Below are 4185 nucleotides of genomic sequence, written 5' to 3'. Positions count from 1 at the left end.
GGCCTGGCGGGGCCAGGCTGGCCGGGCCAGGCCAGGCCAGGCTGGGCGGGCCGGGCCGGGCGGGCGGGCCGGGCGGACCAGGCCGGGCCGCGCGGGCGGACCAGGCCGGGGCGGCCCGGGGCCAGGAATCTGCCCGGCGTGCTCAGCCGGCCACCTGTGTGCTCTGCTGCCCGGGGGAGCTGATCTCGATGTTCCCGCCCCAAGTGCACAGACACTTCGACGACTTGGTCAGCGCCGGCAGCCCGGCGACCAGTACCGTCGGCGATCCCGGCACCCAGGGCGCGGGGGTGACCGGTACGCACGGCATGGGCGTCAGTACGCCGTTCGCCAGGGCGGTCGCCTGTATCACCACGGGGTTGTTCGGGCTCCTGCACATCCCGAACGGCGAGATGTTGAGCTGCGGCACGACCGCCTGAACGGTGGCGACGGGCTTGCCCTCGCACAGCACGGGCCCGGGGGGCACGGACAGCACTCCGGGAGTGGTCCCCATCGAACACTTGATCATCGCCGTGGCCGTCACAAGCAGCACCATGGACACATACCTCCGAACCCCGCCCGAACCTCGGTGTCGTACCTCGGTGTCGTACCTCTGTCGCACCGACGCCAGGTGACGCTATGTCACGAGCATCGCGGGGCACAGAGATCCCGGCACAGCCGAACGGGCAGGGAACGCTGCCCTGCCGTACACCATGTGAACTCGCCCTGCCGTTCGAGTAAGTCCGGTTGCAGCAACGGCGGGCTCAAGTACGGCACGGCACCCACCGCCTGACACCTGACACCTGACGCCTCCGCCATGTGCCCGTCCGGCCCGTTCCCTCAGCACACGAGGAACAGCGCCATCGCGTCGGGAGTCAGAGGTTGTCCGCACCAATCGGCAGGGGATGGCCGGACAACTTCCCGGCCGTGAGGATTTGTCGTGAGCCGCCGGACTCGGCGGCCCACTGACAGATCGCCGAAAAGGATTCGACCAGCATGAAGAAGCTCGCCGCCAGGACCAGGAGCGTGATCGCCATGGGGCTCGCGACCTCCGCGCTCGCTCTGGGACTGGGCATCGCCGCCCCCGGTGCCGCCTTCGCCGCGCCGGCGCCGGTTTCCGGCTCCTCCTCGAACCCCGAGCTGCCGCCGAACGACATGGTCGAGGGAATCGACTACTGGCACAACATGCAGTGGCCGAACTGGCGCAACATCGGCAACCGTGAATGGTTCGAGGTCGCCCACTGGGAGGAGAACGGAAACGGCCAGACGCACCACGAAATGGTCTTCACCGGCGGCCAGTTCTTCGACCGCGACGGCGCGCTCCGCAACTTCATGAACAACGGACCGGCCCCCAGCTCCAGCCACGGATACACGGGGTCCTTCCAGGAGTACAACACGACCATCTACGACCGGGTGGAGGCCGACGACATCCCCCGGCGCGACGCCCGTCGGATCATCCGGGCGATCGGCACCGGTGACATGTTCTGGACCACCGACCACTACGCGACGTTCCACTATGCGGGCCGGAGCTGACACTCCGGAAGCTCGAAGGGGGTGTGACCGCCGGATGGCGGTCACACCCCCTTCGGCTGTTTCCGCAGGTTGTGGTCACGCGGCGCGGTGGTGCCCCTGGGCCTGGGCCTGAGCCTGCCGGGAAGCCGTGAGGAACTGGCGTTCCAGTCCGGTCAGCTCGTCGGGCTCCCGACCGCCGAGAAACAGGCCTTCCGCGATGGCGAGGCGTTTGCCGCGATAGAGGTCGCACTCGTCGTGGCCGAGCTCCTGCCAGGCTCGCGACGCCTCGGTCAGATACCGGTGGTGCAGCAGGCGCTCGTGGTCCTCCTCCAGCCACCGCCGCAGCCGGGCCCACTCGCTGATCACGGCATCGTGGGCGAGCTCCACGAAATCGTCGCCGAGCGTGACGAGCCGTGCGCCGGCCAGGGCGTTCAGCACCGACCAGGTCTCCCGGTCCTCGAACGCACACAGTTCGGACCGCCGCACCGGCCGGCGCACGTACGAGCGGTTCTCGCCGGGGGCGACAAGACGGCGCAACACCCGGCGCGCGGTGAGCCGCTGCCGGGCGCACAGCCTGTCGAACACGTCCTCCGCGGTGGCGCCGACCGCGCCCCGCACCCCGCCGATCGCCTCGTAGTCGGCCAAGGTGAGCACCCGGCCGCGCCGGCGGCACCAGACGCGCAGCAGCGCGTTCGAGAGCATGGGCAGCATGGTGGGCTGCCCGAGGACGTCGTCGATCAGCCGGGCCGTGAGCTCGCGTTCCACCGCGAGCCCGGCCGACTCCGCCGGGCGGACGATCGCCTCGCGCAGCTCGGCCGACGTCATCGCCGGTATCGGCATGGTGCAGCCGGTCAGCTCGTCGAGCCAGGGTGTCCGCCGTGGGCACAACCACCACCGGAAGTCCGGCCCGAGGTTGAGAACCACCCTCAGCCGCGATTCCGGTCGCCGCGCGGCCAGCAGCAGCTCGACGAACCGCAGTCGCTCCTCCAGGTCCGGCCTCGGCGCGCCCGGATCGGGGGACTCGTCGACGACGATCCACCGCTCGGGGCCGCTGTCGCGGGGCGACAGCAACCGTTCGTGCGTGGTCGCCGGGCACGGTCCCGGCGTGATGAGGCTGACGGGGTCCGGCCCACCGGCAGGCCGGACCCCGTCCCGCAGGACCGGCAGCAGTCCCGCGCGCAGCAGTGAGGACTTCCCGCTGCCCGACAGCCCGGACAGCGCGACGAAACGCTGCGTGCGCAGCCGGCTCAGTAAGTCGTCGACGGCACGGCCCCGCCCGAAATACAGCTGCCGGTGCTCGCTCCCGAACGGCTCAAGCCCCCGGTAGGGCGCAAAGGCGACATCGTTGTCACGGACCTTGGCCGACTCCTCGGCGGCCCGTAACCATCGTCGCCGCCACTCTTCCGGATTCCCGCCACAGGCCCGGGCGAAGGCCACGACGACAGCCTGGGACGGCAGCCGGTCGCCCGCGGCGGCCTGGGCCAGCACGGTGGCGGAGTAGTGGGCGCGGCAGGCCAGCGACCGGTAGGTGGGGCTGCCGGCTTCGGCCCGCAGCGCGCGCAGTTTGCACGCGAGGCGCTGTACGGGACCTTCACCGGGATCCAGCGGCTTCTCTGGGCGACCCATCTTTCCTTCACTGTCCTGGATACGCGCTCACCCTGTCCGGGATACGCGCTCGGGGCGCTCGACTAACGGCGCGCGAACTGCCAGAAGTTCGACGTGATGGCGAACTCGATCGCGTTGTCGTTGGGCGGAGGCGTCAGATTGCTCTGCATGTCGTACGTCTGCGAGCCCCTGCTCGTGCCGAACGTGCAGTTCTGGCTGCCGTAGGCCGTCACCACCACATGGTCACCGCCACTGACGACGACATTCCCCGTCAGGGGAACGACGGGGGCGCTCGAAGGCAGGTGGTGGCACCCCCCGTCCCGGCCGTTCACCTGGATCCCGACGGCGCTGGTCCCGCCGGGCAGCGAGCCGACCAGGGCGTACGGGAACAGCCCGGTGGCGGCGGACGTCTGCCCGGCGCCCGTCAGAGCCCCGCACGTTCCCAGGGTGAGAGCCGCGGCCAGCGCGGTGACGAGCCTGCGCCCGTTCGGGCTCAGCGTGAGCATCGTCATTGGTGCACCTTCCTCACTCGGTACGGAACGAACGGGACCTGGCCCGTGCGCTCCGCTCCGTTTCTGCATCGACCTTTCGGTCCGAACAGAACCGAGCCTGCGGGGCCGGGGAGTTGTTCGGGAACCCGATTCGGGGGACCAAACAACTCCGGTCGCGAGGAAGCGATGCCCATCAGTGGAAGGGCGCGGGTCAGCGAAAGGACGCGGAAGCACCGGCGGGCCGCCGCACTCCGGCGCCCCCGTTCCACCGGGAGTTGACCGTTCTCACCGCCCGACGGTCACTCACCAGCAGCAGGAGACACACCCGTTGCCGCCTCCTGCCCGTCCGTCTCCTCGACGGCCCCGGCCCGGCTGCGACGGCGGCCCAGCAGCGTGCAGCCCAGGGTGACCAGGCCGATGGCGATGACCTTGGCCGCCGGGTAGTAGCCGGTCGCCGGCTCCTGTGGGGTACCCGGCAGCCGGAGATGGACCCACGCCGCCGCGAGGCCGCCGACGGCGATCAGGGCGACGGCGCCCCATGTGCCGAGGTCCGCCCACCAGGGCTCCTGGGGATGACCCCGTTCGTCGGTCCGCTCGTCGG

At 70.7% G+C, this 4185-nt stretch carries 6 protein-coding genes; 1 reads left to right on the top strand and 5 read right to left on the bottom strand.

The window, feature by feature from the left end; translation table 11 throughout:
* Window positions 1-142 precede the first annotated feature (142 nt).
* Both AOK08_RS40725 and AOK08_RS46265 read right to left on the bottom strand, forming a co-directional pair.
* Complete coding sequence (locus AOK08_RS40725) at window positions 143-532, bottom strand: DUF4280 domain-containing protein (RefSeq protein ID WP_055535462.1); 390 nt, start codon at window positions 530-532, stop codon at window positions 143-145.
* A 319-nt stretch (window positions 533-851) separates the two neighbouring features.
* Window positions 852-1013 carry a hypothetical protein gene (locus tag AOK08_RS46265; protein WP_157877019.1) on the bottom strand — a complete coding sequence of 54 codons (162 nt, stop codon included), beginning with the start codon at window positions 1011-1013 and terminating at the stop codon, window positions 852-854.
* Between AOK08_RS46265 and AOK08_RS40720 the strand changes: the two genes are divergently transcribed.
* Window positions 1012-1509 (top strand): hypothetical protein, encoded by a 498-nt coding sequence (locus tag AOK08_RS40720; protein ID WP_055535459.1) that lies wholly within the window; start codon window positions 1012-1014, stop codon window positions 1507-1509. The two genes, AOK08_RS46265 and AOK08_RS40720, sit on opposite strands and share 2 nt — an antisense overlap.
* A 75-nt stretch (window positions 1510-1584) precedes the next feature.
* Here the strand turns inward: AOK08_RS40720 and AOK08_RS40715 are convergent, their stop codons facing one another.
* The 3 genes from AOK08_RS40715 to AOK08_RS40705 all read right to left on the bottom strand — a co-directional run.
* Window positions 1585-3114, bottom strand: coding sequence for a helix-turn-helix domain-containing protein (locus tag AOK08_RS40715; protein ID WP_055535457.1), 1530 nt, complete (start codon window positions 3112-3114; stop codon window positions 1585-1587).
* A 62-nt stretch (window positions 3115-3176) separates the two neighbouring features.
* Window positions 3177-3605, bottom strand: coding sequence for a hypothetical protein (locus AOK08_RS40710; RefSeq protein ID WP_055535455.1), 429 nt, complete (start codon window positions 3603-3605; stop codon window positions 3177-3179).
* 278 nt (window positions 3606-3883) lie between these two features.
* Window positions 3884-4185 (bottom strand): hypothetical protein (locus AOK08_RS40705; RefSeq protein ID WP_055535453.1); only part of this gene is annotated, 302 nt, incomplete at its 5' end.

The organism is Streptomyces graminilatus (assembly GCF_001418565.1).
GTDB classification, from domain to species: Bacteria; Actinomycetota; Actinomycetes; order Streptomycetales; family Streptomycetaceae; genus Streptomyces; species Streptomyces graminilatus.
Note: the sequence above shows the minus strand (reverse complement) of the source record. Positions and strands in the feature narration are given on the sequence as shown.

What these genes read in the sequence shown, in the direction of transcription:
- AOK08_RS40725 (WP_055535462.1), bottom strand. Translation starts at nt 532, where the DNA reads ATGGTGCTGCTTGTGACGGCCACGGCGATGATCAAGTGTTCGATGGGG.
- AOK08_RS40720 (WP_055535459.1), top strand. Translation starts at nt 1,012, where the DNA reads ATGGGGCTCGCGACCTCCGCGCTCGCTCTGGGACTGGGCATCGCCGCC.
- AOK08_RS46265 (WP_157877019.1), bottom strand. Translation starts at nt 1,013, where the DNA reads ATGGCGATCACGCTCCTGGTCCTGGCGGCGAGCTTCTTCATGCTGGTC.
- AOK08_RS40715 (WP_055535457.1), bottom strand. Translation starts at nt 3,114, where the DNA reads ATGGGTCGCCCAGAGAAGCCGCTGGATCCCGGTGAAGGTCCCGTACAG.
- AOK08_RS40710 (WP_055535455.1), bottom strand. Translation starts at nt 3,605, where the DNA reads ATGACGATGCTCACGCTGAGCCCGAACGGGCGCAGGCTCGTCACCGCG.